This window comes from Bordetella genomosp. 7 (assembly GCF_002261415.1).
GTDB lineage: Bacteria > Pseudomonadota > Gammaproteobacteria > Burkholderiales > Burkholderiaceae_B > Bordetella_A.
This window is the reverse complement of record NZ_NEVI01000015.1, coordinates 236292-261947: the sequence shown is the minus strand read 5'-3', so window position 1 is coordinate 261947 and position 25656 is coordinate 236292. Positions and strand designations below refer to the sequence as shown.

Genomic DNA, 25656 nt, shown 5'->3' with positions numbered 1-25656 from the left:
TCCAGAATCTATTGATTCCAGAATCATTCATCCAGGATCTTCTCGCCCGGGTCGACGTCGTCGACGTGGTCGGGCGATATGTACAGCTGAGAAAGGGCGGCGCCAACCTGCTTGGCCTTTGTCCTTTCCATAACGAAAAAAGCCCGTCGTTCACTGTCAGCCCCACCAAGCAGTTTTATCACTGCTTCGGTTGCGGAGCTCATGGCAGTGCCATCACTTTCCTGATGGAGCACACGGGCGCCAGTTTCCCCGAGGCCGTGCGCACGCTTGCCGGCTCGGTCGGAATGGCCGTCCCCGAAGAACCGCGCAGCCCGCGCCAGCAGGCCGAATCGGCTCGCCGCAAGGCCGAAGAGTCGCGGCATACCCAGGTGCTTGACGCTGCCCAGGCGCACTATCTGCGCCAGCTGCGTGCGTCGCCGGCAGCCATCCAGTATCTGAAGCAGCGCGGTCTTACCGGCGAGATCGCCGCACACTTCGGGCTGGGCTGGTCCGGCACCGACCGCCATGGCCTTGCCAAAGTCTTCGACAAATACGATGACCCCGTGCTGGTCGAGGCGGGGCTGGTCATCGAATCCGAAGACGGCCGCCGCTACGATCGCTTCCGCGAACGGGTGATGTTCCCCATTCGCAATGCGCGGGGCAGCCTGATTGGTTTCGGCGGCCGCATTATCGGCAAGGGCGAACCCAAATACCTGAACTCGCCGGAGACCCCCTTGTTCTCCAAGGGGCAGGAACTCTATGGCCTCTGGGAAGCCCGCCAGGCCATCCGCCAGGAAGGCCAGGTTGTCGTGGTGGAAGGGTACATGGACGTGGTGGGGCTGGCGCAGCAGGGCATCGGCAATGCCGTGGCCACGCTGGGCACGGCCACCACGCCCGACCACGTCAAGAAGCTGCTGCGCGCCAGCGACCGCATCGTCTTCAGCTTTGATGGCGACGCGGCAGGGCGCCGCGCCGCCTGGCGGGCCTTGCAGGCCTGCCTGCCGGTACTGCGCGACGACATTTCCATTCGCTTTCTGTTCCTGCCCGCCGAACACGATCCGGACTCGTACGTACGCGAACTCGGCGCCGAGGCTTTCCGCGCAAAGTTGGGCGAGGCCATGGCATTGTCGCGGTTCTTGCTCGACGAGCTGGGCGCGCGCCACAATCTGGCCGAAGCCGAAGGGCGCGCCAGTTGCCTGCACGAGGCCCGCCCGCTGCTGGCTGCAATGCCCGAATGTGCGCTGCGCCTTCAGATAGAGCGCGAAATGGCGCGCCAGGTGCTGCTGACGCCCGAAGAAATGGCGCAGCTGATGGCGCAGGCGCCAGCGCGGCCGTATGGGGCGGCCCCCGTTGGGGCGGCCCCCGCTGGGGCTGCCCCCGCTGTCCAGCCGGTTTCGACGCCGGCCGGCCGGGGGGCAGACGCAGGCACTGAGGGTGGCCCCGATTTCCACGATGTGCCGCCGCCGGACTTCGATTACGAGCCGGTTGGGCTCGACTATGACGGCGAGCCCGCCGGTTCGGGGCACTCGCCGCCCGCGGGGCGCCCCGGCGCCCGCCGGGGCCAGGGCGACTGGCAGGGGCGGCAGTCCGGCTGGAAGGGCGGCAAGCAAGGCAAGGGCGAATGGCGCGGGCGTCGTGACGATGAGGTGGGTGGTTATCAAGGCCGCCGATCCATGCCATCGCTGGCCAAGCGGCTGCTCGCGTTGCTGCTGGCGCATCCGGAACTCGTCGACGGGATGGGCGACCAGCAGCTTGAAGTTCTGGACAAGGGGCCCCATCTAGGTTTGGTCAGGGATCTGGTTCTGCTGGCGCAGGCTTCGGGCGCGCGTCATGTGGGCGCGCTGTTGCAGGCGGCAGATCCGGATTCGGACCTGGCGGCGGTGCTGAAAGGGTTGCGGGCCGATCTGCTCGCCCAGGAAGACCTGCCCGAGCCCCAGGCCGAATGGGACGACGCCCTGCGCCGTATCGAGTTTGAGTCGGCGCGAGCCGAAATGGCGCAGCTTGCCGCGAGCGGCCTCGATTCCGACGACGCCCGGCAGCGCTACCAGGAACTGTCTGCGCGCATGGCGGTCTTAAAAAGTGGTGGGCTACGCTAAATGCGGTAGAATCAAGGGTTTTCCGGTAGTTTTTCCCTTACACATTCGGACAAATACCGACAATACATTTTTACGGCTGGTCGGCCCGCAGGCGCGGCGTGTCAGGCATGCAACATGCCGACGCGGTATGCGGCGGCCGGCCGTTTGTTACAATTAGGTGGCAAGTTGCGCAGTTCGGCGGTTGTTCAGCCGGTGGCGTTTGTATGTGGAGCTGCGACTATCGCAGCAGCTTGGGGCAGGGGCCCTTCAAGCTGGCAGAGCCTGTCGCAGGCAAGGCAGCTTCCGCAACGCCCGGGAAACCCGTCGCAACGAACCCGCGATACCCGGTGCTTTTGGGCGACGCAGCCAGAAGAAGCACCGGTGGGGCCCGACCGGGTCCGCGCCGCGACCAACGCGGCGCACGCGGCTTCAGCCTGCTTGCCGGTTTTACCCGCATTGCCAAGTTGCGGCGCCAAGGCGTACGCAAACGCGATTGCGGTGCAAGTGCCCCATTACGGGTTGCGACGACCACGGAAGCGACTATGACCAGAAACTCAGGCAAAACCTCCCCTGCGGACGATACGGTAGACACGCCGATCAAGGCGGCCAAGCGTGTTGTCAGCAAGGCGGCGGAAAAGGCGCCTGCCAAGGCGGCAGTGAAGGTCTCGAAGACGGCGGCAAAAACGGCCACGAAAACGGCCGCCAAGAAGGCAGCGAAGTCGGCCGCGGCCGCCGACAAGCCTGAAAAGGTCAAGGCCGCACGCGCCAAGAAGGCCGAGGACAAGCTGGCCGACCTGGTCGGCGGTGGTGCGCGTCCGTCCAGCGGGCGCCGTCCGGGCCGCCCGGCCAAGAACGCCAACAACGACAACGACGCCTTCGACGATTCGATGGACGGCGAAGGCGAAGTGCTGCCCGATCTCAAGCCGCCCAAGCGCGGCGGCAAGCGGGGCAAGGCCGATCCCAAGGACCTGATCGCGCGCGGCCCCGTTACGCCCGAAGAGTACGAAGCCCGCCGCAACCGCCTCAAGCAGCTCATCAAGCTCGGCAAAGACCGCGGCTACCTGACCTACGGCGAAATCAACGACCATCTGCCCGACGACCTGGTCGATGCCGAAGCTATCGACGGCATCATCAGCACGTTCAGCGACATGGGCATCTCGGTCTACGACCAGGCGCCTGATGCCGAAACGCTCCTGATGAGCGAAAACGCGCCGGTGGCCTCCAACGACGACGACGTCGAGGACGAAGCCGAAGCCGCGCTCACCACCGTCGATTCCGACTTCGGCCGCACCACCGACCCCGTCCGCATGTACATGCGCGAGATGGGCTCGGTTGAGCTGCTTACGCGCGAAGGTGAAATCGAAATTGCCAAGCGCATCGAAGATGGCCTGAAGCACATGGTGATGGCGATTTCGGCATGCCCGACCACCATCAACGAGATCCTGGCGCACATTACCCGGGTACGCGAAGGTCAGGCCCAGATCGACGAAGTCGTCGATGGCCTGGTCGATCCGGAAGACGGCGAAGAGTACGCCGGCGCGGGCGTGGCTGCCGACGATGACGAAAACGACGACGGCCCGGCCGGCGGCATGTCCAGCAAGCAGCTGGAAGACCTGCGCGTCAAGGCGCTTGCGAAGTTCGACATCGTCACCAAGCAGTTCGAAAAAATGCGCCAGTCGTATGAGCGCGACGGATACAAGTCCGACGCTTACATCCAGGCGCAGGAAACCATCCTGAACGAACTGATGGGCATCCGCTTCACGGCCAAGATGGTCGAGAAGCTGGCCGATACACTGCGTGCGCAGGTCGAAGAGGTGCGTCAGCTCGAGCGCGCCGTGCTGCATACCTGCGTCGATCGCGCCGGCATGCCGCGCAGCCATTTCATCAAGGCGTTTCCGGGCAACGAGACGAATCTCGACTGGGTGCTGCAGGAAGTCGCCGGCGGCCACCCGTATTCCGAGACGCTCGAGCGCCACGTGCCTGCCGTACAAGAGCTGCAGCAGAAGCTCATCGACCTGCAGACGCGCGTTGTGCTTCCGTTGAAAGACCTCAAAGATGTCAACAAGCGCATGGCCACCGGCGAGGCCAAGGCCCGCAAGGCCAAGCGTGAAATGACCGAGGCCAACCTGCGTCTGGTGATCTCCATTGCCAAGAAGTACACGAACCGGGGCCTGCAGTTCCTCGATCTGATCCAGGAAGGCAACATCGGCCTGATGAAGGCCGTCGACAAGTTCGAATACCGCCGCGGCTATAAGTTCTCTACGTACGCCACGTGGTGGATTCGCCAGGCCATTACGCGTTCCATCGCCGACCAGGCGCGTACCATCCGCATCCCGGTCCACATGATCGAAACGATCAACAAGATGAACCGGATCAGCCGTCAGATCCTGCAGGAAACCGGCGCCGAGCCCGATCCCGCGACGCTGGCGCAGAAGATGGACATGCCGGAAGACAAGATCCGCAAGATCCTGAAGATCGCCAAAGAGCCGATCTCAATGGAAACGCCCATTGGTGACGACGACGATTCGCACCTGGGCGATTTCATCGAAGACACGTCCACGCTGGCGCCTTCGGATGCGGCGCTGCACGGCTCCATGCGCGACGTCGTCAAGGAAGTGCTCGACTCCCTCACGCCGCGCGAAGCCAAGGTGCTGCGCATGCGTTTCGGTATCGAAATGAGCACCGACCAGACGCTCGAAGAAGTCGGCAAGCAGTTCGATGTCACTCGCGAGCGCATTCGCCAGATAGAAGCCAAGGCACTGCGCAAGTTGCGTCACCCGAGCCGAGCAGATAAGCTTAAGAGTTTCCTGGAAGGGCAGTAGTTTTCAGGGCCTCTAGCTCATGCTTGGTTAGAGCAGCGGACTCATAATCCGTTGGTGCTCGGTTCGACTCCGAGGGGGCCTACCACCATGGTGCGGGTTGCGGAATTTTCCGCAACCCGTTTTTTATTGCCCGTATGTTCTTGGCTGGATCCGGCGCTTGGTATCCAAGCGCGTCCAGAGTGCGATCGGCGGACGTCCAACCGTATACATTGTGTATCTTCTGGTACTATTTGAAATTTTTTGCGCACACGTTTGCGAAATTGATCAAGTTGGAGGTTTGTCATGGTCATAGTCGCCAAGCTGCGTAATGCCTGGCGCGGGTGGGGTGAGCGTGGATTCGTCGGCCTGGGCGTGTATTGGCTGGTCTATCGACTGTTCTCTACATGGGATGCCTGTGAGCTGCTCGGCCAGTTAATGGAGCCGTTCGAACACGTGGAGCTCGACGAACTGTTGTTGTCGACGGCCCTGGTGTTTCCGGTGTTGTGTGTAGCGCTATGGTGCCGTACCCGCAAGTTGCAACGGGAATTGTTTCGCCGGGCAGTGGCAGATACGGTAGCCAACATGGTGGCGAGCCGGTATCAGCAAGGGGGTGGGTCAGCAGAGCGACATGGCACCTGCCCGAAGCCTCGGTGTGGTAATTCCCGGTAATATTCGGTGGCCCAGCGCATACTATGCGCGAAGATTCCCCGGTATTCTGAAACTGACTCCACTTGGAATATCGCCATGAGAAGGATCTTCGCGCTTTCGCTGGTCTCGGTATTGGCAGGGTGCAGCACCACGCCCGATAGCCTGCCCACACAATCCGGCGTCGATCTCAACAAGTACGCCGGCACTTGGTACGAGCAATCCCGCCTGCCGAATCGTTTCCAGGACGACTGTGTGTCGGACGTGCAGGCCGACTACGCCGTGCAGCCGGACGGCACGCTTAGCGTCACCAATCAGTGCAAAACGGCCAGCAACGGCACTAAGGTGGCGCATGCCGAAGGGCGGTTGAACCCGTCGATAGAGCCACGGGATCCGGCCCGGCTCGAGGTGCGTTTCGCACCGGAATGGACGTCCTGGATACCCTGGGTGTGGGGGGACTACTGGATCATCAAGCTCGACGATAACTACCAGTATTCGTTGGTAGGCACGCCGGATCGCAATTACCTGTGGGTGCTGTCACGCGACAAGCAGGCCGACCCAGCAAAAGTGCAACAGCTGCTAGACCATGCCGGGTCGCTGGGCTTTCCGGTGGAAAAAGCCATTCGGTAACTCACCGTCTATAGCGCGCCCGCCGTCCGCGTTGGCGCAAGCCTGCTCGCAGACGGCGGTTCTTTACTAGCAGTTGCCTTTCTTGGCCTGCCCGGGCGGACAGAAGCCTCCGCCGCCGCCGCCATGCGGATCCACAATGACCGCGCCATCGGGCGTGTACACCGCGCACCCGGCCAGCGCGCCCAACAATACCAATAACGTACAGATTTTCTTCATCTACGACCCTTCAACAGTAAAACCGGCGCCAGTGTAGGCCGGCGGAACGCGCCTGAGTCGATAAGGTTGTAACTATTCGAATGGCGCGGCGGGCCCGTGCGTTCTATAGCGTTGGCGTGGCAGCCATGCAACGCCAGCGCGCCGTTGCGCTCATCGCTTCATCCCCCAAGCGCAATGCGTTGCCATCTACGCCCCTCCGTTTAATAATTGTCATTGAAATGAAACATTTATATTCGCCATGATTCGAGATGTCCTGCGGATCGGCGAACGCAGAGCGGGAGGGGACGCGCGTGTTGACCTGGGAAACGATGGCAGTCGCGCCTGCCGGGTGTACTTGGTGGGACGCCGAAGGCGAATGGGTCGAGCCGCCCAACGTACGGCGCAACGGCTTCAGCGGCGTTCATCGCGTAACCGATGCGCGCACCGGCACGGCCTATTACGTCAAACGCCAGACAAATCACCTTTATCGCAGCTTGCGCTACCCGACGGGGCGGCCGACTTTGTTGCGCGAATGGTTGAATCTGAGGCGCTGTGCTGCACTGGGCATCCCCGTGGCCGCCCCGGTGTTCTTTGACATGCGCCGGGGCCAGGAAGGTTGGGAAGCAGTGCTGGTAACGCGCGCGCTCGAGAACTACGCCAGTCTCGAGCATCAGCTGCGTCATGCGGGGTGGACCGCCGCACAGCGTCGCACCGTGTTGCTGGCGCTGGCCGCAATGCTTGCTCCCCTGCACATGGCGGGACGCAAGCACGGGCATCTGTATCCTAAAGAGATCTTCGTGCGCACCGCGCCATCGGTGGATGTGGTCCTGCTGGACTGGGAGGTTTCCCGTTATGCAGGGTCGGTGCGATGGGCGGCGCAGTCTGACCTGGGGCGTCTGTGGCGCTCATTGATCGACATGGGCGTGCCGGAATCGGAGCGGGCAGAGTTTCTGCGGTACTACCAGGGATTGACCGGGCTGGCCAACCTGCGGTTGCGGGGTGTGCCGGCGCTGCGCGAGCCGGGGGCGGCCGGCGCGTCGGTGCCGACGCAAGCGTCAACCGAGGGCCGCGGAACACCCCGCGCGTCGTCCTAGCGCGAGCGGTCCGGCAAATCTTCTGGCGCTGCAGGTTCGGGGAGTTCGGGATTGTTCCTGCCATCGGCCACGGCGTGCCAGCCCGCTTCCCAGGCCTGTACCTTGGCTTGCCACACACGTATGGATTCACCGGTATGCCCGGGCAGGTTGGCGGCCCGGTAATAGGGGCAATCCAGCAAGTCCAGGCCGGCGCGGGCCGCTTGTGCACCCAGTTGCCAGATTTCGGTATTCATGAATAACGCCTGGTTAACCAGGCTCGAGTTGCGCAGGCGTGAGCATGCCTCTGCGCCGCCGCATTGGGAAGGCGCCAGGATACTAGTGCGGATGACGACGTTTTACTAAGGCCGCAGCCGATGCCGTGCAACCGGCCCCGTCAGGCGGGCGGCTTCCAGGCTTCCAGATGGCCGTAGAGCGCATCCCGCAGTTGACGGATCTGCTGATTCAGGTCGGCCAGCTGCGCCGGCGACTGCCCCGAGGCGCTCAACAGCGATTCGCCCAGGCAGCCGGCCGTGTTGCGCAATTGCCTGCCTTGCTCTGTCAGCGCCACGACTACCTGGCGTTCGTTGGCCGGATTGCGCTGGCGCCTGAGCAGGCCGGCGGCTTCCAGGCGCTTGAGCAGGGGCGTGATTGTGCTGGATTCCAACGCCAGACCCTGGGCGATGTCGCCCACCGTCTGCTCGTCTTGTCGCCACAGCACATTCAGCACCAGATATTGCGGATAGGTCAGCCCCATCTGGTCGAGCAGGGGCTTATAGATGCGCTGGATGGCAATGCCGGCGGAATAGACGGCGTAGCAAAGCTGGTCGTCCAGCGGTGGCGGCGCCTGTACTTTAGCGTGTGTCATTGCGTAACTCCGAGATCAAATCAGCATAGCACGACGGCAGAATATTTATCGCGGCAAAATTTATGCTTTACATGTGTGAGCGCCAGCGGTAGTATTTGCATATCGCGATAACAGTTATCGCGAATTCACAAGGAACCTATCCCATGAAGATCAAATCTGTTATCGCCGCCAGCGCGGCAGTCGCCAGCCTCTCGGCCGTGGGCGCGACGCAAGCCGGCGAAGTTATTCCCGACACCCAGGCCGTCCGCCATGTTGTGCTGGTGCACGGAGCCTTTGCCGATGGCTCCGGCTGGCGCAGCGTGCACGCCATTCTGACGGCGCGTGGCTACCGCGTAAGCATTGTGCAAAACCCCCTGACTTCGCTGGCCGATGACGTAGCCGCCACGACGCGCATACTGGATCGCCAGTCAGGCCCTGCCATCCTGGTGGGTCATTCTTATGGCGGCACCGTGATCACCGAAGCGGGCAACAGCCCCAAGGTGGCCGGCCTGGTATACGTGTCGGCCCTGGCCCCCGATGTGGGCGAATCCACTGGCGCGCAGTTCAAGGATATTCCCGCGCCCCCCGAGTTCGTCATCGAGACGGGGAAAGACGGGTATGGCTTTGTCAATCTCGAGAAGTTCAAGCTGGGGTTCGCCAACGACACCACCGATGCCGATGCGGCATTTCTGCGCGATTCGCAGGTGCCCATCAATATGGAAATCTTTGACACGCCTGTAACCCAGGCCGCCTGGAGGCACAAGCCCAGCTGGGCCGTGGTGGCCACGCAGGACAAGGCCATCGATCCAAAACTTCTGCGACAGACCGCCCTGCGCATTGGTGCGGAAATCACCGAGGTCGACGCCAGCCATGTGCCATTCCTGACGCAACCGCTGGCGGTGGCTGACACCATCGATCGTGCGGCGCGCAGCGTGTCGTCCAAGCGCTAGACATGTGGTTGTCCTGGCGTAAAAAACGCCCCGCGCGGCAAGCCGGGCGGGGCGAAAAGCATTACCAAGATGTGTGCGTAGTACCTGGAGAGAGAAGGTGCTTCACACAGGAGCTAAGATAAACGAACCGTTGGCGCTGTGTTCGTTGGGCCGCCAGATTCGTCGGCTTTCATTGCGGCAGATCAATTAGCGTTTTTGCTGATCGCCCGCGCCGCGCGCGCCACCAGCGGTCCCAGGTCCTGACGTGCGCGTTCGACCGTCCATCGTGGCTTGGGCACCGAAATGTTGATGGCGGCCATGGGCCTGCCGTCCTGGTCCAGCACCGCGGCCGCCACATTGACGTCGCCCTGGAAAAATTCCTCGTCTGCGTATGCGTACCGGTTCTCGCGCGCTTCGTCGATAAGTTGCCGCACGGCGGTCAGGTCGGTGGTCGTGTGTGGTGTGTGTTTTTGCATGGTCGCGCCGGCCAAGGTGCGATCGAGCTCATCCGGTGGCAAGTGCGCCAGTATCGCGCGCCCCGAGGCGGATGCGTGCATGGGAATGCGGCTGCCTACCGGCATATACACCGGGATGTGTTTCGAGGTGGGCACGCGCATGACGAACACCATATGGCCGTCATCGCCAGGCACCGAAAGGTTGACGATTTCGCCACATTCCTGGTTCAGTTGGTGGAGCACGGCGTGGGCATTCTGGAACAACGGTTCACGCGCCAGATAGCTGTAGCTCAGGTCCACCGCCTTCACTGTGACGCGGTAGCGCTTGCTGTGCGGGTCTTTCTTCAAATAGCCGCATTGTTCCAGGGTATATGCCACCCGCTGCGCCGACCCGCTGGTAATGCCGCACGCCTGGGCGATCTCGCGCAGGTTCAGCGTCTCGCTGCTGCGGAAAGCCTGCAAAACGTCCAGGCCCTTTTCCAGGGATTGGATGAAGAGGGAGGATTCGGCCATAAGCGTGGGTCCAGTATGCGCGGGCAAGGCGGAAGGTGCCCGAAACGTGGCGCGATGTTAGCACTACGAAAGAGGCGTTCGCCGTTCGATCACTATGCAGTTGCGATACATGATAATCGTAATTCAATGAATTTTATCGATGTTCGATCACACGGCATTGATATGGGAACGGCCGCACCCATACGCCGTCGCTCGTCCACCCGGACGCCTCAACGTAACGACAGGCAACGTGGGTGGCGCTACCAGGCGCCCGCGCATTGCCTGGTTGCAATTGGCAGATTTGTATTGCTTGTGTGCACGGTTTGTAGCGAAGGGGGCAGGTACAGTGGACTCACCGTGAATAACAATAGGAGCGTCCCATGGTTTCTACACAACGCAAACTGCGCCGCACCGCCCTGGCGGCAATGACCCTCGCCTTTGCGGGGGTGGCTTTTACTGGCTGCACGGTGACCTCGCCCCACACTGCCGCCAGTGCGGCAGAGCAGCGCGACGAAATCAACAGCGGCGCCGACGCGACGCTGACCCGTTTGTATGAAACCTCGCCGCAGGCCAAGGATCTGGTTGCGCGTGCCAAGGGTGTGCTGATTTTCCCGTCGGTGTTGAGCGCCAGCTTCGTCGTGGGGGCAGAACACGGCAAGGGTGTGTTGCGGGTGGGCGGTTCGAATGCCGGCTACTTCAGCACCACCGGTGGATCCATCGGCTTTCAGGCCGGCGCGCAATCCAAGGCGATCGTCCTGTTGTTCATGACCGACGACGCGCTGCAGAAATTCCGCAACAGCAATGGCTGGACGGTAGGGGCGGACGCCACGGTGGCCGTCGCCAACATCGGCGCCAACGGCAATATCGACAGCAATACGGTGCGCCAGCCTATTGTCGGCTTCGTCATGAACAACGCGGGCCTCATGGCCGGCGTGTCCATTGATGGCACGAAGATCGCCAAGCTGGATCTCTGACGCCCGCCGGCACGCAATCGCGTGCTGTTGTTCAGTCCGCATCCGGCCAGCCTGCCGGATGCGGGAATGCGCCGCGCCGGCGGCGGCGCAATCGCCCTAAGACCCGCTCGTATTGCCCTGGGGAGCCGCCTTGTCTATACAGGTGAAGTCTATCGTGGCTTCTTTGGGCAACAGGCCAGTAGCGTGGTTGGACGTGACACGAGGCTGCGACAGACGCCTGCCCATCGACTCGCAATGCGCTTCGGCCTGCTGCCGCGCGATATTCTTGACTTCAACCCACGTTTGCCACTTGGCGCCGGCGTTATAGGTGACGCGGTAAGTATCGTTGCCCGTGGCAACCGTCTGGCTCATGCTGGCGCAGGCGCCAAGCAGGCTCAGCGCGAATGCACCAGGTAAATAACGTAGCAGCATGCGAATTCCGGATGTGTGTTCAGCGCTATTACAAAGCAGCCAGGGTCCGTTGCGCAAGCCTGGCGCCCTTTGTGGTTTCAATCCGGCGCGATGGCGTTGCGGCGGTCGAGTTTGCGGCTGAGCACGATAGACGTCTGCGTCTGCTTGACGCCCTCGATCAGGCCGATGTGATCCAATAGATCGTCAAGCTGCTCGTGTGTCTCGCAGCGCAAGAACACCAGATAATCAAACGGCCCGCTCACCGATGAGACTTCCTCGACCTCCGGGATACGAGCCAGCTCGCGGATGACCGCCGCCGGCGTTTTGGGCAGCACGCTGATAAAGCAATACGCTCGCACGGCGGCGTCTTCGAGCCGGCGGCCCAGCCGCACGCCGTAGCCGGCAATGACGCCATCCCGTTCCAGGCGTGCCAGCCGGCCCACGACGGTGCTGCGGGCAAGTTTCAGCTTGCGCGCCAGTATGGCTGCCGGTTCGCGGGCGTTGGCCTGCAGCAGGCTGAGCAACTTTCGGTCGGTGGCGTCCAGTTTATCGATCATCAGGGCAGGGCAGTGTCGCGCTTTCGCGCATGCTAGCATGCGCCGCAATAGTGAAATTTGCGAGGTGCTATATGGACATTCAGGAACAAATTGCCGTCATCGTGCATACGATTTCCCACCAGGGCGGGCGGATCGACGCGCTCAATGGCGTGTTGGCTTCGGTGCTGCAAGTGGCCAAGGCGTCGCCCGGCCTGCGCGAAGCCATCGAGGGGCAGCTCGAGCAGCAATATTCCAGCTTGCTGGCCAGGTCCGAGAACCCGCAATATGTGGCCGGTTTCGAGAGCGTGCGCGAAGCCGTGCTGGGCGCCCTGAAGTAGCGCAGCCGCTACCAGGGCGACCCGCATACTTTACTCACAACTTCTGTGGACAAGTCTTGGGATAGCTTGGGCAAAGCCAAGAATTATCCTTTTGTGACAAGCCCTTGGTTAAACCGGTCAAATCGTGACTGGCGCGTCCATCAGCGCGCCGCCGCCACGATGGCGCCCAGGGTACGCATGGCCGCGTCCATGCGCGACGTATAGTCCGAGCCGCAGCTCAGCCGCAGGAAATGCCCATAGCGGCCGGAGTTCGAAAACATCGTCCCGGGCGCGGTGCGTATCCCCTGTGCCAACGCCAGCTCGAATATTTGGTCGCTGCTGCGCCTGCCGGGCAGTTCCACCCAGAGCAGCATGCCGCCTACCGGCAGGCTCATGCGCGTGCCGGGCGGGAAATAATCTCCGATGGCTTCGGCAACCCTGGTGCGTTGCCGCTTCAGCTGCAGGCGTAGCCGGTTCATGTGGCGGTCGTACGCCTTCGAGCCCATATATTCGGCCACGGCCGCCTGCGCCAGCGGTTCGTTGGGGCGGCTTTGGGCGAACTTCAGCATGGCGACCCGGGAGCTCCAGCGGCCGCCGCTCATCCACCCCAGGCGCATGCCGGGGGCGAGCGTCTTGTGCATGGACGCGCAGTAGATGACGTTGCCGGTTCGGTCCCACGCCTTGACGGCCGGCCGCAGTTGGCCGTCGTCGCACAGCGATCCGTACGTGTCGTCTTCTATGACGGCCACCTGCTGCCGCTCGCAAAGCGCCGCCAGGCGCGCTTTCTCATTGTCGGGCATGACGCAGCCCAACGGATTCTGGAAGTTGGGAACGACCACCACGGCGCGCAACCGGGGGTGCGTCTGCAAGGCCAGCTCAAGCGCGTCGACCGAGATGCCGTGCTGCGGGCTGGTAGGAATCTCAAGCGCCCGCAGGCCCAGGCTTTCGAGCACTTGCAGCAAGCCAAAATACACCGGGGATTCCACCGCGATGGTGTCGCCGGGCCGGGCTACTGCCCGCAGAGCAAGGTTCAGGGCTTCGATGCAGCCGTGCGTGATGACGATTTCGTCCGGGTCCAGGTTCATGCCGACTTCCAGGGCGCGACGGGCCAGTACGGCGCGCAAGTCGGGATGCCCCAGCGGCGGCACCCGCTTGACCAGCATCTCGGGGTGTTGGCGCAGCGCCCGCATCATTGCCTGCTTCAGTGCGTCAGCGGGGTAGTGCGCGGGCGATGCGGCGGCCAGCGCGAAGTCGAATGGCGTGGCGTGGCGCTCGCATTTGGCGATGAAGTCGGAAACACGATCGTGAATGCCCACAAAACTGGCGGGATCCAGCGGGCGATTGGGGTCGGGTTCTTTGGCGGGCAGGGTGGCCGCGCGATGCCGTGGCCGCACGAAATATCCCGACCGGGGACGCGCCTCGATCAGGCCGTCACTTTCAAGTTGCCGGCACGCCTGCAACGCCGTGGAAAGGCTGACCCGATGGGTGCGCACGAGACTGCGCACGGAAGGAATGCGTTCGGCGGGGGCGAGCACACCGCTCTGGATGGCGCGCCGGTAATGGTCGGCCAGGCGCTGATATAAAGGTTGGGCGTCCATGCGCGTATCTTGCGCCCGGGCTGGGGGCCGTATAAGGCACAGTTTCCACAAAAAGGCACCATAACAGATGGGGTTTCCGCTGTCTGTTGCGATACAGAAAGGCGTGGCGTGTGTCTGGTTGGGCGTGCATTCCATACGTAAGCTGAATGCATGTCATCAACTCATGTGGAGCGCCTCATGGCCCCACCGTGTTTTCAGAACGGTCGCCAGATTTACCTGCCGCGCGGCGCCACGCAGACCGTGTGGGGGCAGGATGGCGCCATTATCGTCTGTGCCGGCGGCCGGGTACGCCGCAGGGTGGAACTGCCCGGTCTCGAGCAGGTTCCACAGCGCATCGTCGACGTCACGATGCACCCCGGAGAAATCTATCTGTTTGACCGTGCCGGATTGTTGCGGCTGAGCGCTGACGCCGATGCCATGTTGCTATGCCTGTCTCCGGCATCGCGCATGCGTGCCTGGTGGGCCGGCGTAAAGCGGCGCCTGGCGAAATATGGTATGATTCCATTCATCAGACGCGGGGTGGAGCAGTCTGGCAGCTCGTCGGGCTCATAACCCGAAGGTCGTAGGTTCAAATCCTGCCCCCGCAACCAGTTTTTCATACAAAAACCCCGCCATGCAGCGGGGTTTTTGTATGGTGCGCCCGCATTGGTGCGCAACCGTTGTGTCCAGGATCCCGACGGCTCGCCGCCCATCTTCCGCAGACCGATCGCATCGGATACCATGCCTGAGCCGATCGATGGATCTCCAGGAGACGCGCCATGGGCACTGCCAAATATGATCACCCAGGCTATATCGCCGATATCGGACCGCAAGGCAGGTATTACGTGGCGGTGTGGTGCCCGCACGGTTATCCGGCGCACGTGCATATCGGTCACGCCGGCGAGCCGCAGCCAGTGGCCAATTTGCGGCTACGCATACCCGACGGCGCGTTTCAGTCATTGGCCGACGATTTCGAAACCCTGTGCCGGCGTGCGGTAGGGCAGGCGTTGCAAAGCGGCTTGCTGCGGCAAGGCCTGGACGGCTTCCAGGAAACGCGTCTGTCGCTCGAAGCCGCGCCCTGGAACGGCCCGATGCAGCCGGCGGCCCAGCATGGCGCAAACATCTGAAATGCCCTAGGCAGCTACGACGCGCTGCTGCCGGGGCGATGCAGCATTGCCAGCAGCGCCTTTTTCAGGTGTGCAGAGAAAATCGGCACAATATGCGATACGCCGTCGCGGTCGACACCTTCTTTCAGCGTGACAGTCTGGCCGTTGAAAATGTCGGGCGCTTTACCCGAGGCGATATAGTTGGCCAGCAAAGCGTCCACTTGTTCCTGTGCCGCCGCCAGCGGCGTGGTCGCCACCATTTGCTGGGCTGCGTGGGCCTGCAACACCCGGTGCAGATCATCAATAAACAAAGCCAGTGCGGCCTGGCCGCGGCAGTCAGGCTGCTGCCAGCCCCAGGTCGGGTTGGCGCCAGAGGCGGGCCCAGGCGGTGATTTCTTGTGCATGCCCCATCCTATACCATCGCGGCGTCCAGGTGTGGGGCGGCCGGCCCGCGCCCGGCGCGCCGGCTGCCAGCCCAATTGGCAGTTTGCCCGGAAACGGTGCATGATTACTGCGGCCGGCATACTGCAGTCCGGCCGCGGCGTGCCTGGTCACATCGCCCACTTTGCCAAGGAGAAAACCATGAGGAACAGAATTCTGCTTGCTGTCCTGCTCGCCATTACAGCCGTTTCGGCGGGGTGCAATACGATTGCGGGCGCCGGCAAAGACATCGAACGTGGCGGGGAGAACATCCAGAAAGCCGCCGAGTAGGGTGCCGCGCATGTCCGTCGCCCCGGCGGAGCGGCGGGCATGCCGGTTCCGGCCAGCGCTTCGTGTGTGATGCATAATGCCGACATTGCACCAATACGGCAGGAACACCCATGCGCATCTTGACCCTGGCAGGACTGACTATCGCAGTTGTGTTGAGCGGCTGCGCCAGCAAGGGGCTATTGTCAGGCGACCCGCCAGGGGCCACCGCAACGTTCCCGGTGCGCGCCGACTTTGAGGCGGCATATCGCCGTGCCGGCGAATTCGTCCGTGTGTGCCACGAACAGCGGCGTCATCCCTACGGCGTGGTCTACCAATCGCACCACAGCCTGGGCCAGAAGGGTGCGCCAAACGAAATCCGGGTCTACAAAAAGACTGAGCCCGCGAAAATTCTCGAAATCATCCGTGCGCAGGCCGACGGGCCGGCTACTTCGCAGGTGACTGTGCTGGTGTTGGGCGGCGCGCCCTGGGACGCGGCAGAGGTCGAGGCCGCCAAAGCGTCAATTCAAAGTGCCACCCCTGTATGCCGGCCGCTGGAGAACTAGCGTCGGCGTCGGTCAGGCCCTGCGGTACAGCTTATGCGCTGCTAAGCTCTGCGACGCGTTGGCTTGGCGGCCTGAACGCCATCGGCGCACTGGCCGAAGTGGGATTCAGCCTGGGGGTGTTGGGGGCCGACGTGGCGCCTCCGGACCTGAGCATGCCGCTCGCCATGTTTCTTTCGGGTGTCCTGGCTTGCGGCCTGGCTTTGCTGTGCTGGGCGGGCGCCCAGCTGGCCTGCTGTGGCGGGCGCACGCGGCGGGGCATACGCATGGCCGCAGGCGTCGGCGGCCTGTTCTATGTCATGGGGCTCTTGGCCTTCGCAGCAGGGTGCTGGTGGTCTGCGGCGCTGGGCCTGGATATGGGCGGCGACTCCATGGGCGCCGTTTTTGCTGCAAGCGCCACAGTTCTATGAAAATTGCTTGCCGGCGGTAAAACAGCAGGATTAATATGCGCATTGCGTATATTAACCAGCCCCGGGGCCAGCAATGTCCATCTCCCAGCAAGCTTTTCTGCGCGACGCCATGCGCAGGTTGAACCTTACGCGCGACGTGTTCGCGACGCGCATCGGCGTCAAGCGCCGCGCGCTCGATACCTGGTTGCTGCCTGAAGGGTCGCAGGAATACCGTGCGATGCCCGACGTGGTGGAACGCTTCGTCAGCGAAATCGTACAAAATGATGCCCTGCTGCAAAAATATACGCAAAGCGTACAAGGGGGGCCGCTGCGGGAGCGCATTGCCGTAGACGGCAAGCATCAGCTGTTGTCCGTGGACCAGTTCTCGCGGGAATCAGTCGAAGATCTGTTCCGTGTGGCCGACATGATGCAACCTATTGCCCGCCGACAGAAGGTGTCGCGGGTGCTCGAAGGGGCAGTGCTGGGCAACCTGTTCTTCGAAGCGAGTACCCGTACCCGTGTCAGCTTCGGCTCGGCCTTTTGCCGCCTGGGTGGCTCCGTGTGCGACACGACGGGTTTTACCTTCTCGTCCATGGCCAAGGGCGAATCGATCTACGACACGAGCCGCGTGATGAGCGGCTACGTAGACGTCATGGTGGTGCGCCACCCCGACCAGGGGTCGGTTGCCGAGTTCGCGCGCGCGACGAACATACCAGTGGTCAATGGCGGCGACGGCCCCGGCGAGCATCCCAGCCAGGCGCTGCTCGACCTGTACACGATCCTTACCGAATTTTCACGGCTCGGAAAGCTGCTGGATGGCGCACACATCGCGGTGGTCGGCGACCTGAAATACGGCCGCACCGTGCATTCGCTGATCAAGCTGCTGTCACTGTACAAAGGCCTGAAGATCACGCTGATTTCCCCGCCGGGCCTGGAGATGCCCGCCTATATCATCGAGAAGGCCACACGCAATGGCAATGTGATCGAGCAGAAGAGCTCCCTTGCTGAAGGCCTGCCCGGCGCCGACGTCATTTATGCCACGCGGGTGCAGAAAGAGCGCTTTGCCAACGAAGAAAGCGAAGGCTATACGCCGGACTTCCAGATCAGCCGCGCCACCATCGATACGTATTGCGGGCCCGATACGATCGTCATGCATCCGTTGCCGCGCGACAGCCGCCCCGGCGCCAACGATTTGAGTGTGGACCTGAATGTGGACTCGCGGCTGGCCATTTTCCGCCAGACAGACAATGGCATTCCCGTCCGTATGGCGATTTTTGCGGTGCTGCTGGGGGTAGAGGGGCTGGTGCAGCATTCAATGCGCGACGTCACCTGGAAGCATCCGTCGCACGTCGGCCCCGACGATTCGGCCTTTCACGGCCTGGAATGAACCCATCACACTAGCGGCAGGCTGCGGCCTGCCGCCAGTGCGTGTCAGATGCGTTTTTCGCCGCCCAGCGCTTGCGTCAGGTCGGCCAGCAGCTTGGCCAGCTCGCCTGTCATGAGCGCCATGTCGGAATCGAATTTCTCATCGTCATTTTGCATGACGGTGTCGGATCCTTCCTTGAGTACGTCAAGCGGCGCCACGCGCTTGATATCCAGCGATTCGGTCAGCACGAACGACACGCGGTCGGCCCACGTCATGGCCAGCCGGGTGCACTGCTTGCCAGCCTGGATATGGCGCCGTACGTCGTCGGTATCGATGGTGTGCTTCACGTAGCGGATGGCTGCGCGGCTTTCTCCGGACGCCCGCAGTTCGGTGTCCTGGTCGATGCTGAAGTTCACGGGCGCCTCGTCGGCGGCCAGCCAGCCGGTCATGGCCGCGGCCGGCGATTGCGCCACGTACAGGTTTTCGAGAGGCAGGGGATCGATGGTCTTGGCCAGCAAGCCGATGATCTCATCGGCCTTGGCCGACGCTGCCGCATCGATCACCAGCCAATGATTGACGGGGTCGATCCAGACGCGGGTGTCGCGGTAGATGCTGAAGGCCTTGGGCAGGAGCTCGTCTGTGACGCGTTCCTTGATTTCCTTCATTTGCTTGCGACCCGGCTTGTAGCCTTGTTGTTCTTCGATTTCCTGGGCCCGGGCGCGCGCCACCTGGTTGATGACCGTGCTGGGCAGCAGCTTCTTTTCGGCCCGCATGCTCAAAAGGATTTGCTGGTTCACCGTATGCGACAGTGCCGCATTTTCGCGTGGCGAAATCCAGCCCAGGCTTTGCATTTCGAGGTTGTTGCCGGCCTGGTATGCATGCCGGGCGAGGCTTTCTTCAAGCCGTTCGCCGGTTAGTGTCCAAGGCGAAGAGAGGCGGTAGATCTTGAGATTCTTGAACCACATGGCGTCGGGCAAAAGGGTTGATTCTATACGAGTGACGGCGTCGTCGCCTTGGTGTGGTTCCGGGTTGACACGACACGTTCTGTCACTGACAGTGGCCGGGGGTTCCGGTATCTTCCGGCCGACGTCAACCATAAGAAGGACACCACAATGAAACCGGCGACTATCGTAGGAATCGTGCTCATCGCGTTGGGCGCTGCGGCACTGGTGTACAAGGGGTTCAACTACACCAGCGAAGAAACGGTGCTGCAGATCGGCTCGGTCAAGGCAACGGCGGAAACCGAGAAGTCGGTATCCGTGCCGACCTGGGCGGGCATTGCGGCCATTGTCGTGGGCGTGCTGGTGGTCGGCCTGGGACGCCGCCGTTGACGCCCGGGGCGCGCGCCCCGGGGCATCGCTATCCGTATTCCGCCGCGCAACGCGGCGGCAAAAAAAAAGGCCCGGCTTGAGAAAGCCGGGCCCGGGAAGGTCAACCGATGCCGCGCCAAAAAAGGCTCGCGGGGTGCGCGGCATCGGCGTCAGAAAACAGGCCCTGCTATTTGCGGACAGGGATCACAGTGCGCAAATGCGGTGCAAGACCTTATTCTGAGCCCGCAGTCTAATCCCGAAGGTCTGACAGGGGCCTGAATTCCGCAGCGGCTTTTTCCCCGCTTCCCCACGCTGGCGCCTGCTTGTCGCTGCCCACCGACGCGGCGCCGTCCAGTACGCAAAAAAAAAGCTCCCGAAGGAGCTTTGAAGAGCCAGACAGTTGCAGCAGTCCTGCCTGGCGGGGGAACCGTTATTCGGCGTTGATATCGACGTCCTTGGTTTCTCGTACGAACAGGGTGCCGATTACCAGGGTCATGACGGCGATGATAATCGGGTACCACAGGCCGTCGTAGATGTTTCCGGTTGCCGCAACGATCGCGAAGGCCACCGGCGGCAGGAACCCGCCGAACCAGCCATTGCCGATGTGATAGGGCAGGCTCATCGAGGTGTAGCGGATGCGCGTGGGGAACATTTCAACCAGCATTGCGGCAATGGGGCCGTACACCATCGTGACAAAGATCACCAAGATTGTCAGCAGCACGACCACCATGACCTTGTTCATCTGCGCGGGGTCCGCCTTCGCGGGATAGCCGTGGTCGCGGATCGCCGTGGTCAGTGAGGTCTTGAGCTCTGCCGACTTGGCTTTGAACTCGTCGGCCGACATGCCCGTGCCTTCGAACGACGTGAACTCATCATTGCCGATGCGTACCTTGGCCACCGATCCGGCCGGAGCTGCTTCGTTGGAGTAGTTCACCGAGTTGGCGGCCAGGAACGACTTGACCACATCGCACGAGCTGGTGAACGAGGCCGTGCCCACCGGGTTGAACTGGAACGAGCAAGTGGCGGGATCGGCGACGACGGTAACGGGCGCCGTGGCCTGTGCCCTTTCGAGCGCCGGGTTGGCAAAGTGAGTCAGCCCCTGGAACAGCGGGAAATACGTCAGCGCGGCGATGAGGCAGCCGCCCATGATGATGGGCTTGCGGCCGATGCGGTCCGACAGCGCGCCAAATATCAGGAAGAACGGCGTGCCGATGAGCAGCGCGATGGCGATCATGATGTTCGCGGTGTTCGCGTCGACCTGCAGCGTCTTGGTCAGGAAGAACAGCGCATAGAACTGGCCCGTGTACCACACCACTGCCTGGCCGGCGGTCAGCCCCAGCAGGGCGATGATGACGACCTTGAGGTTCTTCCATTGGGCGAACGATTCGGTCAGCGGAGCCTTCGAACCGCGGCCTTCTTCCTTCATGCGCTTGAAGGTGGGCGATTCGTTGAGCTGCAGGCGGATCCAGACCGAGATGCCCAGCAACACCACAGAGATCAGGAACGGAATGCGCCAGCCCCAGTCGCGGAAGGCTTCTTCGGACATTACGCCGCGCACACCCATGATGACCAGCAGCGACAGGAACAGCCCCAACGTGGCCGTGGTCTGGATCCAGGCCGTGTACGCGCCGCGCCGACCTTGCGGCGCGTGCTCTGCCACGTAGGTGGCTGCGCCGCCGTATTCGCCGCCGAGCGCCAGGCCCTGCAGCAGCCGCAGCCCGATCAGGATGGCGGGGGCCGCGATGCCGATACTGGCGTAACTGGGAAGCACGCCCACCAGGAAGGTGGACAGGCCCATGATCACAATGGTGACCAGGAATGTGTATTTGCGCCCGACCAGGTCACCCAGGCGGCCGAACACCAATGCGCCGAAGGGCCGGACGGCAAAGCCGGCGGCAAATGCCAGAAGCGCGAAAATGAAAGCTGCGGTGGGATTGACGCCAGAGAAAAAGTGGATGGCGATGACGCCTGCCAGCGAGCCATACAAGTAAAAGTCGTACCACTCGAAGACCGTCCCGAGTGACGACGCGAATATGACACGCCGTTCTTCTTTGGTCATGGCGCGGGGGCCTGCCGATGGGCCGCCGTCGGCCAGCGATGCTGTGCTCATAGTGTCTCCTCGTTTCTGGGGCCGGTGGTGATCCACCGTGCAGGCTCTTGCCGGCATACCCGGCAGGGCTACCAGCAAGGTAAAAAAGCTGGCTGACGAGGTTCTGACGCGATGCTTACCCCAACCTTATTTGTGAAACAATATGTATCTTCTCCGGGGAAGAATAATGCCGGGCAGGGTATGCCCTAGGTGCCATCCGAGGCGTTGACGGTGCGCGAGTACAACGGAAACTGCACTTGAATGCAGGTTCCGGGTAGCTGTGAGTGCGCGGTTCCTTCGTGGATGTGCACCCTGGCGCCGTGCTTCTGGGCGATTTCGCGCACGATGGCCAGGCCCAGCCCGCTGCCTTCGGCCTGGGTGCCCAGCACCCGATAGAAGCGGTCGAATACCCGCTCGCGTTCCTGGGGGGGGATGCCGGGGCCCGAATCTTCTACTTCCAGGACGGCCGCTTCCGCGGCGGTGCGCACCCGTACGGTGATGTGGCCGCCCGGCGGCGTGTAGCGCAGCGCGTTGTCCACCAGGTTGTTCAGCAGTTCGGCCAGCAGGATCGCATTGCCCGAGATATATGCGGGCTGGTCTGCCGCCTCGAAACCCAGGTCGGTGTTCAACGCCAGGGCCTGCGGCACCCACAGCATGGTCTGCTCATAGCCCACCGCGTTCAGGTCGATACGGGCCAGGTCGGCCGAATGGGGGTTTTCGGCGCGCGCGAGCAACAGCAACTGGTTGACCAGGCGGGTGGCCCGTTCGGAGCCCATGACCAGCTGGCGCAGGCTGTATTGCATTTCGTCCGGGCTTGCATCGCGCAGCGCCAGTTCGGCCTGCGTGCGCAGGCCTGCCAGCGGCGTCTTGAGCTGATGCGCGGCGTCGGCCACAAATCGGCGCTGTGCCTCGACGTTGGCCGACAGGCGGTCGAGAAGGTCGTTCATGGCGCCCACGAGCGGCGCGATTTCTGAGGGCGCCGCCCGCTCGTCGATAGGCGACAGATCATCCGGGCGCCGCGCCCGCAGGCGCTGCTGCAGCGCATTCAGAGGCGCCACGCCGCGCGACAGCCCGAACCAGACCAGCAGCACGGCCACAGGCAGCACGATGAACTGAGGAATGATCACGCCTTTGATGATGTCGTTGGCCAGTTCGGTGCGTCGTTCCATCGTTTCGGCCACTACCAGCAGGACGGGCTGGCCGTCCGGGATGTGCAGATCCACCCATGTGTAGGCGAGCCTGACGCCGAAACCGCGCAGGGTGTCGTCGATGTAAAGAATGGCGCCTGGCTGCGGCTGGCCGAGATCGGGCGGCAGGGGCAGGGCGCGGTCTCCGCCCAGGTATTCGCCCCGGCTGCCCAGCGCCAGCCAGAACACGCTGTCGGTTTCGTCCGGCCGCAGCACGTCGCGCACCGGCTCGCTCATCTGCAGCACGGCGCGGCCATCCTGCGCCTGCACGTGGCGGGCCAGTACATGCAGGTTGTTGGCAAGCGCCCTGTCGTAGGGAACGTTGGCGATGTTCTGCGCCACCACGTAAGTGATGGCCACGCTCATGGGCCACAGCAGGAAGAGCGGCGCCAGCATCCAATCGAGGATTTCGCCCAGCAGCGAGCGCTGCGGCGGCGCGAAGCTGGGGCCTTTGGCCCCGCCTTGCATGGCATCCAGGGCCTCCTGGTTCAGCTTTTCGTGTGCGGCCGGCTCAATGGGAGAGGAAGCCGGCACCCTGGTCCCGTTCAAGGCAGTAGCCCAGCCCGCGCACGGTAATGATCTTGACGCCGCTCGGTTCGAGTTTCTTGCGCAGGCGATGCACGTAGACCTCGATGGCGTTGGTGCTGACTTCTTCGCCCCATTCGCATAAATGGTCGACCAACTGGGTCTTGCTGACCATGCGGCCGCTGCGGGTCAGAAGGATTTCGAGCAGGCTGACTTCGCGGGCGGACAGGTCGAGCGTCTGGTCGTCGACCATGGCCACGCGCCCGGTCTGGTCGAACACCAGGCGTCCGTGGCGCAGCAGCGTGGCGCCGCCGCCTGCGCCGCGCCGGGTCAGGGCCCGGACGCGGGCTTCGAGTTCGGACAGCGCGAAAGGCTTGGCCATGTAGTCGTCGGCGCCAAGGTCCAGGCCCTGGACCCGCTGCTCTACGCTGTCGGCCGCCGTGAGAATGAGCACCGGCAACAGCGACTTGCGCGCCCGCAGGCGCCGCAGGACTTCCAGGCCGGCCAGGTGCGGCAGCCCGAGGTCCAGGATGAGCAGGTCGAACGCCTGCGCCGCCAGGGCCGAGTCGGCCGCGATGCCGTCGCTGACCGCGTCGACCGCATACCCGTTGTGACGCAACGAACGGGACAGGCCGTCGGCCAGGATGCTGTCGTCTTCGGCGATGAGAATGCGCATGCGAGGCAAGTAGCGGAGCTGGGGCCGCCGGGCGGCCGGGTGCCAGCATTCTGGCATAGCAACGGCAGCTTGCACACAGGGGGTCTCCCGGATTATTCTGGCATACTGTGCATATGTACAGTATAATCCGATGCCATAATCGCCGCTGCCGGCGCCTTGCGCCGTCGTGATGCACACATTTCACCCACGGGACACCACATGAACGACAAAACCAGCAAAGCAGCCGCATCGGAAAAGGCCAAGGCGCTGGCCGCAGCCCTGTCGCAAATCGAAAAGCAGTTCGGCAAGGGTTCGATCATGCGCTATGGCGACAACGAGGTCGAACATGACATCCAGGTCGTGTCGACCGGCTCGCTGGGGCTCGACATCGCGCTGGGGGTCGGCGGCCTGCCACGCGGCCGCGTGATCGAAATTTACGGGCCCGAGTCGTCCGGCAAGACCACGCTCACGCTGCAGGTCATTGCCGAAATGCAGAAAATCGGCGGCACCTGCGCATTCGTCGATGCCGAACACGCGCTCGACGTCCAATACGCAGCCAAGCTGGGCGTCAACCTTACCGACCTGCTCATTTCCCAGCCCGACACGGGCGAGCAGGCGCTCGAAATCACCGACGCCCTGGTGCGGTCGGGGTCGGTCGACCTCATCGTCATCGACTCGGTGGCCGCCCTGGTGCCCAAGGCCGAAATCGAAGGCGAAATGGGTGATTCCCTGCCGGGCCTGCAGGCCCGCCTGATGAGCCAGGCGCTGCGCAAGCTTACGGCCACCATCAAGCGCACCAACTGCATGGTGATCTTCATCAACCAGATCCGCATGAAGATCGGCGTCATGTTCGGCAACCCCGAAACCACCACGGGCGGCAATGCCCTGAAGTTCTATTCGTCGGTGCGCCTGGACATCCGCCGTATCGGGTCCATCAAGAAGGGCGAAGAAGTCATCGGCAACGAAACGCGCGTCAAGGTTGTCAAGAACAAGGTCTCGCCGCCCTTCAAGCAGGCCGAATTCGACATCATGTATGGCGCGGGCATTTCACGCGAAGGTGAAATCATCGACCTGGGCGTGCAGGCCGGCGTGGTAGACAAGTCAGGCGCCTGGTACAGCTACAACGGCACGCGCATCGGGCAGGGCAAAGACAATGTTCGCGAATACCTGAAAGAACACCCTCAAATGGCGTTCGAGATCGAAAACAAGGTGCGCGAAAACCAGGGCATTGTCAGTCGTGCCGCCGCGTTCCCGCCCAGCCAGGCCGAAGCTGAAGACAGCGAAGAGCCATGATGCGCAAGCCCGGTTCTACCGGCTCGCCCCAGGGCGCGCGCCGCGGGCCGGGCACGCATGAACCCGACGACGGTGGTTTCGAAACCGTCAGCACCAAACCTGATCCCTCCAAGCAGCCGCGCGGGCCTTCCTTGAAGGCCCGCGCGGTGGGCTACTTGTCTCGCCGTGAATACGCGCGCAACGAACTGGCCCGCAAGCTGCAACCCTATGCCGACGACGGCGCCGATATCGGCGCGGTGCTGGACGCGCTCGAAAAAGAAGGCTGGCTGTCCACGGAACGCTTTGCCCAAAGCCTGGTGCACCGGCGCGCTGCCCGCCAGGGCACCGCACGTATCGTGCAAGAGTTGCGCCAGCACGGGGTGGCCGAAGAGCAGGTTGCCCAGCTACGCGAAAACCTGCGCGCCAGCGAGTTCACGCGCGCCCAGGAAGTATGGCGCAAGCGATTCGGCACCCGCCCGGTCGATCGTGCCGAGTACGCCAGGCAAGCCCGCTTTCTGGCGGGGCGAGGGTTCGCACACGATGTGATACGCCGCCTGCTTGGCGGCGATGTCGATGATTGATGCGGCGTGCGCCG

The 25656-nt window shown here is 62.9% G+C and carries 28 protein-coding genes and 2 tRNA genes; 18 read left to right on the top strand and 12 right to left on the bottom strand.

Translation table 11 applies throughout. The features are described from left to right. The first annotated feature begins 11 nt into the window (after window positions 1-11). The 5 genes from dnaG to CAL18_RS10410 all read left to right on the top strand — a co-directional run bounded on the left by dnaG (window position 12) and on the right by CAL18_RS10410 (window position 6130). The gene (dnaG, locus tag CAL18_RS10430) at window positions 12-2075 is read left to right on the top strand and encodes a DNA primase (protein ID WP_094817809.1); all 2064 of its coding nucleotides are present in this window, start codon (window positions 12-14) and stop codon (window positions 2073-2075) included. 521 nt (window positions 2076-2596) lie between these two features. Next, window positions 2597-4876 (top strand): RNA polymerase sigma factor RpoD, encoded by a 2280-nt coding sequence (gene rpoD / locus CAL18_RS10425; RefSeq protein WP_026638307.1) that lies wholly within the window; start codon window positions 2597-2599, stop codon window positions 4874-4876. A gap of 6 nt (window positions 4877-4882) precedes the next feature. Continuing rightward, window positions 4883-4961 (top strand) — tRNA-Ile (locus tag CAL18_RS10420). Between the two features lie 197 nt (window positions 4962-5158). Beyond that, window positions 5159-5524, top strand: coding sequence for a hypothetical protein (locus CAL18_RS10415; RefSeq protein ID WP_094817808.1), 366 nt, complete (start codon window positions 5159-5161; stop codon window positions 5522-5524). Window positions 5525-5599: 75 nt separating this feature from the next. Next, a complete protein-coding gene (locus tag CAL18_RS10410) occupies window positions 5600-6130 on the top strand; it encodes a lipocalin family protein (protein WP_094817807.1) in 531 nt (176 codons plus the stop codon). A gap of 66 nt (window positions 6131-6196) precedes the next feature. Here CAL18_RS10410 and CAL18_RS19700 read toward each other — a convergent pair whose 3' ends face one another. After that, a complete protein-coding gene (locus CAL18_RS19700; protein ID WP_094796286.1) occupies window positions 6197-6346 on the bottom strand; it encodes a hypothetical protein in 150 nt (49 codons plus the stop codon). 290 nt (window positions 6347-6636) lie between these two features. Between CAL18_RS19700 and CAL18_RS10400 the strand changes: the two genes are divergently transcribed. Beyond that, window positions 6637-7419 (top strand): lipopolysaccharide kinase InaA family protein, encoded by a 783-nt coding sequence (locus tag CAL18_RS10400; RefSeq protein ID WP_170940319.1) that lies wholly within the window; start codon window positions 6637-6639, stop codon window positions 7417-7419. Here CAL18_RS10400 and CAL18_RS10395 read toward each other — a convergent pair. Further along, window positions 7416-7652, bottom strand: a complete 237-nt coding sequence (locus CAL18_RS10395; RefSeq protein WP_038851908.1) for a CrpP-related protein — start codon at window positions 7650-7652, stop codon at window positions 7416-7418. The two genes, CAL18_RS10400 and CAL18_RS10395, sit on opposite strands and share 4 nt — an antisense overlap. A 140-nt stretch (window positions 7653-7792) precedes the next feature. After that, complete coding sequence (locus tag CAL18_RS10390; protein ID WP_094817805.1) at window positions 7793-8263, bottom strand: MarR family winged helix-turn-helix transcriptional regulator; 471 nt, start codon at window positions 8261-8263, stop codon at window positions 7793-7795. A gap of 143 nt (window positions 8264-8406) precedes the next feature. On the opposite strand from CAL18_RS10390, the gene CAL18_RS10385 reads away from it, so the two are divergent. Then, window positions 8407-9192, top strand: a complete 786-nt coding sequence (locus tag CAL18_RS10385; RefSeq protein ID WP_094796289.1) for an alpha/beta fold hydrolase — start codon at window positions 8407-8409, stop codon at window positions 9190-9192. Window positions 9193-9374: 182 nt separating this feature from the next. Here the strand turns inward: CAL18_RS10385 and CAL18_RS10380 are convergent, their stop codons facing one another. Then, entirely contained in the window at window positions 9375-10139 is a 765-nt protein-coding gene (locus CAL18_RS10380) for an IclR family transcriptional regulator (RefSeq protein WP_094796290.1), read from the bottom strand. A gap of 359 nt (window positions 10140-10498) precedes the next feature. On the opposite strand from CAL18_RS10380, the gene CAL18_RS10375 reads away from it, so the two are divergent. Continuing rightward, window positions 10499-11092 (top strand): BPSL1445 family SYLF domain-containing lipoprotein, encoded by a 594-nt coding sequence (locus tag CAL18_RS10375; protein WP_026638301.1) that lies wholly within the window; start codon window positions 10499-10501, stop codon window positions 11090-11092. 96 nt (window positions 11093-11188) lie between these two features. On the opposite strand, the gene CAL18_RS10370 is transcribed toward CAL18_RS10375, so the two are convergent. Together CAL18_RS10370 and CAL18_RS10365 are read right to left on the bottom strand one after the other, a co-directional pair. After that, window positions 11189-11503 (bottom strand): hypothetical protein, encoded by a 315-nt coding sequence (locus CAL18_RS10370; RefSeq protein ID WP_094796291.1) that lies wholly within the window; start codon window positions 11501-11503, stop codon window positions 11189-11191. 77 nt (window positions 11504-11580) lie between these two features. Continuing rightward, window positions 11581-12039, bottom strand: coding sequence for an Lrp/AsnC family transcriptional regulator (locus CAL18_RS10365; RefSeq protein ID WP_170940318.1), 459 nt, complete (start codon window positions 12037-12039; stop codon window positions 11581-11583). Between the two features lie 71 nt (window positions 12040-12110). Between CAL18_RS10365 and CAL18_RS10360 the strand changes: the two genes are divergently transcribed. Continuing rightward, complete coding sequence (locus CAL18_RS10360; RefSeq protein ID WP_038851907.1) at window positions 12111-12356, top strand: hypothetical protein; 246 nt, start codon at window positions 12111-12113, stop codon at window positions 12354-12356. Between the two features lie 140 nt (window positions 12357-12496). Here the strand turns inward: CAL18_RS10360 and CAL18_RS10355 are convergent, their stop codons facing one another. After that, window positions 12497-13933, bottom strand: coding sequence for a PLP-dependent aminotransferase family protein (locus CAL18_RS10355; protein WP_094796293.1), 1437 nt, complete (start codon window positions 13931-13933; stop codon window positions 12497-12499). Between the two features lie 513 nt (window positions 13934-14446). Here CAL18_RS10355 and CAL18_RS10350 point away from each other — a divergent pair. Both CAL18_RS10350 and CAL18_RS10345 read left to right on the top strand, forming a co-directional pair. After that, window positions 14447-14523, top strand: a tRNA-Met gene (locus CAL18_RS10350). Window positions 14524-14691: 168 nt separating this feature from the next. Then, window positions 14692-15039, top strand: coding sequence for a hypothetical protein (locus CAL18_RS10345; protein WP_026638296.1), 348 nt, complete (start codon window positions 14692-14694; stop codon window positions 15037-15039). A 14-nt stretch (window positions 15040-15053) separates the two neighbouring features. On the opposite strand, the gene CAL18_RS10340 is transcribed toward CAL18_RS10345, so the two are convergent. Then, window positions 15054-15422, bottom strand: coding sequence for a hypothetical protein (locus CAL18_RS10340; RefSeq protein ID WP_026638295.1), 369 nt, complete (start codon window positions 15420-15422; stop codon window positions 15054-15056). A gap of 178 nt (window positions 15423-15600) precedes the next feature. Between CAL18_RS10340 and CAL18_RS10335 the strand changes: the two genes are divergently transcribed. From CAL18_RS10335 to CAL18_RS10320, 4 genes are all read left to right on the top strand, one after another. After that, complete coding sequence (locus tag CAL18_RS10335; RefSeq protein ID WP_094796420.1) at window positions 15601-15729, top strand: entericidin A/B family lipoprotein; 129 nt, start codon at window positions 15601-15603, stop codon at window positions 15727-15729. Between the two features lie 110 nt (window positions 15730-15839). After that, window positions 15840-16271, top strand: a complete 432-nt coding sequence (locus CAL18_RS10330) for a BPTD_2524 family lipoprotein (protein WP_026638293.1) — start codon at window positions 15840-15842, stop codon at window positions 16269-16271. Next, complete coding sequence (locus CAL18_RS10325; RefSeq protein WP_094796295.1) at window positions 16250-16678, top strand: hypothetical protein; 429 nt, start codon at window positions 16250-16252, stop codon at window positions 16676-16678. Before CAL18_RS10330 ends, CAL18_RS10325 begins: the two co-directional genes overlap by 22 nt. Window positions 16679-16751: 73 nt before the next feature. Then, window positions 16752-18044, top strand: a complete 1293-nt coding sequence (locus CAL18_RS10320; protein ID WP_026638292.1) for an aspartate carbamoyltransferase — start codon at window positions 16752-16754, stop codon at window positions 18042-18044. A 44-nt stretch (window positions 18045-18088) separates the two neighbouring features. On the opposite strand, the gene CAL18_RS10315 is transcribed toward CAL18_RS10320, so the two are convergent. Further along, entirely contained in the window at window positions 18089-18988 is a 900-nt protein-coding gene (locus CAL18_RS10315) for a recombination-associated protein RdgC (protein WP_026638291.1), read from the bottom strand. A gap of 147 nt (window positions 18989-19135) precedes the next feature. Here CAL18_RS10315 and CAL18_RS10310 point away from each other — a divergent pair, with 147 nt between their 5' ends. Next, window positions 19136-19354 (top strand): hypothetical protein, encoded by a 219-nt coding sequence (locus CAL18_RS10310; protein ID WP_026638290.1) that lies wholly within the window; start codon window positions 19136-19138, stop codon window positions 19352-19354. A 409-nt stretch (window positions 19355-19763) separates the two neighbouring features. Here the strand turns inward: CAL18_RS10310 and CAL18_RS10305 are convergent, their stop codons facing one another. The 3 genes from CAL18_RS10305 to CAL18_RS10295 form a co-directional block, all read right to left on the bottom strand. Next, window positions 19764-21443, bottom strand: a complete 1680-nt coding sequence (locus CAL18_RS10305) for an MFS transporter (RefSeq protein ID WP_026638289.1) — start codon at window positions 21441-21443, stop codon at window positions 19764-19766. Between the two features lie 185 nt (window positions 21444-21628). Further along, a complete protein-coding gene (locus CAL18_RS10300; RefSeq protein WP_170940323.1) occupies window positions 21629-23143 on the bottom strand; it encodes a sensor histidine kinase in 1515 nt (504 codons plus the stop codon). Next, the gene (locus tag CAL18_RS10295; RefSeq protein WP_026638287.1) at window positions 23121-23810 is read right to left on the bottom strand and encodes a response regulator transcription factor; all 690 of its coding nucleotides are present in this window, start codon (window positions 23808-23810) and stop codon (window positions 23121-23123) included. Before CAL18_RS10295 ends, CAL18_RS10300 begins: the two co-directional genes overlap by 23 nt. Window positions 23811-24008: 198 nt before the next feature. On the opposite strand from CAL18_RS10295, the gene recA reads away from it, so the two are divergent. Further along, the gene (gene recA / locus CAL18_RS10290; RefSeq protein WP_026638286.1) at window positions 24009-25082 is read left to right on the top strand and encodes a recombinase RecA; all 1074 of its coding nucleotides are present in this window, start codon (window positions 24009-24011) and stop codon (window positions 25080-25082) included. Further along, window positions 25079-25642, top strand: coding sequence for a recombination regulator RecX (gene recX, locus CAL18_RS10285; RefSeq protein ID WP_094817804.1), 564 nt, complete (start codon window positions 25079-25081; stop codon window positions 25640-25642). The genes recA and recX overlap by 4 nt, the downstream gene beginning before the upstream one ends. Window positions 25643-25656: the final 14 nt, after the last annotated feature.